This is a genomic window from Gammaproteobacteria bacterium CG11_big_fil_rev_8_21_14_0_20_46_22, from assembly GCA_002796245.1.
Classification (GTDB): Bacteria; Pseudomonadota; Gammaproteobacteria; order UBA12402; family UBA12402; genus 1-14-0-20-46-22.
In genome coordinates this window covers 1-3,717 of record PCWT01000063.1, presented here as the reverse complement: position 1 = coordinate 3,717, position 3,717 = coordinate 1, and the positions used below count along the sequence as shown (strand labels likewise).

Genomic DNA, 3,717 nt, shown 5'->3' with positions numbered 1-3,717 from the left:
TTCCACGTGCGCTGTCGAAATCGTAATACCACGCGCTTTCTCTTCTGGCGCACTGTCAATTTGGTCGTAGCCTTTCGCTTCACCACCGTGAAGTTTTGACAACACCACCGTCAACGCTGCCGTCAACGTCGTTTTACCGTGATCCACGTGGCCTATCGTGCCTACGTTTACGTGCGGCTTGTTTCTCTCAAATTTAGCTTTTGCCATGACTCACCTCTTTCTACAGCTCGTTATTTCTCAATTAATTCATTTGCAATGTTTTGCGGCACTTCCGCGTAACGTGCGAATTCCATCGTGTACGTTGCACGACCTTGCGACATTGAACGAAGATCCGTCGCGTAACCAAACATTTCAGATAATGGCACTTCAGCACGAATCACTTTGCCTGAAGGACCTTCATCCATGCCTTGCAAAATACCGCGACGACGGTTCAAGTCACCCATGACGTCACCCATGTAATCTTCAGGGGTTACGCATTCGACTTTCATCATCGGCTCAAGCAAGTAAGCACCGGCTTTTTTAGCGCCTTCTTTAAAGCACATAGAGCCCGCGATCTTAAACGCCATCTCATTCGAGTCGACATCATGGTAAGAACCATCATAAACAGCGACTTTCACGTCAACGACCGGATAACCACCGATAACACCATTTTGCATTTGTTCCTGAACACCTTTGTCAATGGCAGGAATGTATTCTCTTGGAATCACACCACCGACGATTTCGTTCACAAATTCGTAACCTTTGCCCGCTTCTTGTGGCTCGATACGCAAGTACACGTGACCATACTGACCGCGACCACCCGTTTGGCGAACAAACTTATGCTCATGCTCAACCACTTTCTTGATCGTTTCGCGATAAGCCACCTGAGGCTTACCAACGTTTGCTTCTACGCTGAATTCACGGCGCAAACGATCGACGATGATCTCAAGGTGAAGCTCACCCATACCCGCAATAATCGTTTGACCCGTTTCTTCATCAGTGTGAACACGGAAAGAAGGATCTTCTTGGGCCAATTTACCCAAAGCAATACCCATCTTTTCTTGGTCCGCTTTCGTTTTTGGCTCAATCGCAATCGAAATCACAGGCTCTGGAAACTCCATACGTTCCAACGTGATGATATTGTTCATATCACACAAAGTGTCGCCTGTGGTGACTTGTTTCAAGCCAACCGCAGCAGCGATATCACCGGCATAAACCTCTTTAATTTCTTCACGAGAGTTTGCGTGCATTTGTACTAAACGACCGATGCGCTCACGCTTGTCTTTAACCGGGTTATAGACTGTATCGCCTGATTTCAAGACACCCGAGTAAACACGGAAAAACGTCAAGTTACCAACAAATGGATCGGTGGCAATTTTAAACGCCAAGGCAGAAAACGGCTCTTTGTCATCAGAATGACGTACAGCTTCGCTACCGTCTTCATTTTCACCTTTAATCGCAACAACGTCAGTTGGGGATGGCATGTAATCAACCACTGCGTCAAGCATCGCTTGAACGCCTTTGTTTTTGAACGCCGAACCACAGAACACCGGCACAATTTCGTTGGCCAAGGTTTGTTGGCGAATACCGGCTTTGATTTCTTCATTCGACAAAACACCTTCTTCAAGGTACTTGTTCATCAACTCTTCATTAGCTTCTGCCGCTGCTTCAATCATTTGCTCGCGGTACATTTCGCACTCAGCTTGCATATCTTCAGGGATATCTTTGGCATCATACGTCATACCACGATCTTCTTCGTTCCAGTAGATCGCCTTCATGCGAACCAAATCCACCACGCCTTTGAAGTTTTCCTCAGCGCCGATGGCTAACTGCATAGGAATAGGGCGAGCGCCTAAGCGTGTTTTAATCATATCGACCACACGCAAGAAATTAGCACCCATACGGTCCATTTTGTTCACGAACGCCATACGCGGCACGTGATATTTATTGGCTTGACGCCACACTGTTTCAGATTGCGGCTCAACACCACCCACCGCACAGAAAACCGCAACCGCGCCATCCAATACACGCAATGAACGCTCTACTTCAATCGTGAAGTCTACGTGGCCCGGGGTATCAATGATATTGATGCGGTGGCGCTTGTATTGTTGGTCCATACCAGCCCAGTAACAGGTGGTCGCCGCAGACGTGATCGTAATACCACGTTCTTGCTCTTGCTCCATCCAGTCCATTGTCGCAGCACCGTCATGCACTTCACCAATCTTGTGAGAAACGCCTGTGTAAAACAACACGCGCTCAGTTGTCGTGGTTTTACCCGCATCGATGTGCGCCATGATGCCGATATTTCTGTAGAGTTCAATGGGGGTTGTTCTAGCCACAATATTATCCTTTTAATTACCAACGGTAGTGCGCAAAGGCTTGGTTGGCTTTCGCCATACGGTGCGTATCATCACGCTTTTTCATCGCGTTACCGCGACCCTGAAGCGCATCAGCCATTTCACCGGCCAAACGATACATCATCGATTTTTCAGAGCGGGTTTTCGCTGCATCACACAACCACCGCATCGCCAACGCACGGCCACGGATTGGGCTGACTTCGATAGGCACCTGATACGTTGAACCACCTACGCGGCGCGACTTCACTTCAACCGCAGGCGCAATGGTTTCCAATACTTTATTAAATAGACGGATTTCACGCGGTTTTGATGAAGAACCTTCACCGCCCTCGCCGCCTTCGTCACCAGAGTCGTCGGTTTTGATTTTTTTCAACGCTTCGTCCAGAGCGCCGTACACGATACGCTCGGCGACAGACTTCTTACCACCACGCATTACGTGGTTCACAAATTTCGCTAAAATCTCATCCCCGAACTTAGGATCAGGAAGAATTTTACGTTTACTGGCTGCACGTCTTCTCATTGCTTACACCTTCCCGTTAACTTTTGTTCTTAGGTCGCTTCGCACCGTATTTAGAGCGAGCTTGTTTACGATCTTGAACGCCCGAGGTATCCAAGCTACCGCGAACGACGTGGTAACGCACACCCGGTAAGTCTTTTACACGACCACCGCGGATCAATACCACAGAGTGTTCCTGAAGGTTGTGACCTTCACCCGGAATGTAAGCCGTGACTTCCATGCCATTCGTTAAGCGCACACGAGCGACTTTACGCAAAGCCGAGTTCGGCTTCTTAGGCGTGGTTGTGTACACACGAGTACACACACCGCGTTTTTGTGGGCAGGCTTGTAGGGCCGGCATTTTTACCTTTTTAATCTTAGGCTTACGTGGCTTTCTCACCAACTGGTTAATTGTTGCCATTACTGTCCTCTAATACATCTCTTTAAGACAAAAAAACACTGGGCGGCACTGGCATGCCCCCAAAAGTGCGGCGATTCTACTGAGCCCGACCCTTAAAGTCAAGCAAATACACACGCCATGGCCTCAAGCCAAAACGACGAGTTTCATCATATATAAGGTGCAAAGGGGTAGAAAAAGACGGAAGCACAGGGTGCGCAACCTAGGCCTTAGACTCCTTTGCAGCAGCTTATTGATGTTGAACAAGCGCTCTACCTGAAGCAGGTGCCGTATCTTACTGGTTTTAACCCAAAAAGCAACAGGATTTAAGCAAAAAAGCTGAGAATCTGACGACTGAAAGATTGCCACACTCGCTTCACTTTCTCGCATGACAGCAACCCCCCGTCCCGACTTCCAGATTTTTATGAACAAAATATTTACAGCCCAGTATTTATGCGGTTTTCAAGGCATTTTAAGTTGTTTTTAGT

At 48.0% G+C, this 3,717-nt stretch carries 4 protein-coding genes; all 4 read right to left on the bottom strand.

Annotation, left to right across the window (positions count from 1 at the left end; all coding sequences use genetic code 11):
• Positions 1 to 207: elongation factor Tu (tuf, locus tag COV52_08750; GenBank protein PIR10461.1), on the bottom strand; the 207-nt coding region annotated here is incomplete at its 3' end.
• A 23-nt stretch (positions 208 to 230) separates the two neighbouring features.
• The gene (gene fusA, locus COV52_08745; GenBank protein ID PIR10460.1) at positions 231 to 2,318 is read right to left on the bottom strand and encodes an elongation factor G; all 2,088 of its coding nucleotides are present in this window, start codon (positions 2,316 to 2,318) and stop codon (positions 231 to 233) included.
• 16 nt (positions 2,319 to 2,334) lie between these two features.
• Entirely contained in the window at positions 2,335 to 2,856 is a 522-nt protein-coding gene (locus COV52_08740; GenBank protein PIR10459.1) for a 30S ribosomal protein S7, read from the bottom strand.
• Positions 2,857 to 2,872: 16 nt separating this feature from the next.
• Positions 2,873 to 3,253 (bottom strand): 30S ribosomal protein S12, encoded by a 381-nt coding sequence (locus tag COV52_08735; protein PIR10458.1) that lies wholly within the window; start codon positions 3,251 to 3,253, stop codon positions 2,873 to 2,875.
• Positions 3,254 to 3,717: the final 464 nt, after the last annotated feature.

What these genes read in the sequence shown, in the direction of transcription:
- COV52_08740 (PIR10459.1), bottom strand. Translation starts at nt 2,856, where the DNA reads ATGAGAAGACGTGCAGCCAGTAAACGTAAAATTCTTCCTGATCCTAAG.
- COV52_08735 (PIR10458.1), bottom strand. Translation starts at nt 3,253, where the DNA reads ATGGCAACAATTAACCAGTTGGTGAGAAAGCCACGTAAGCCTAAGATT.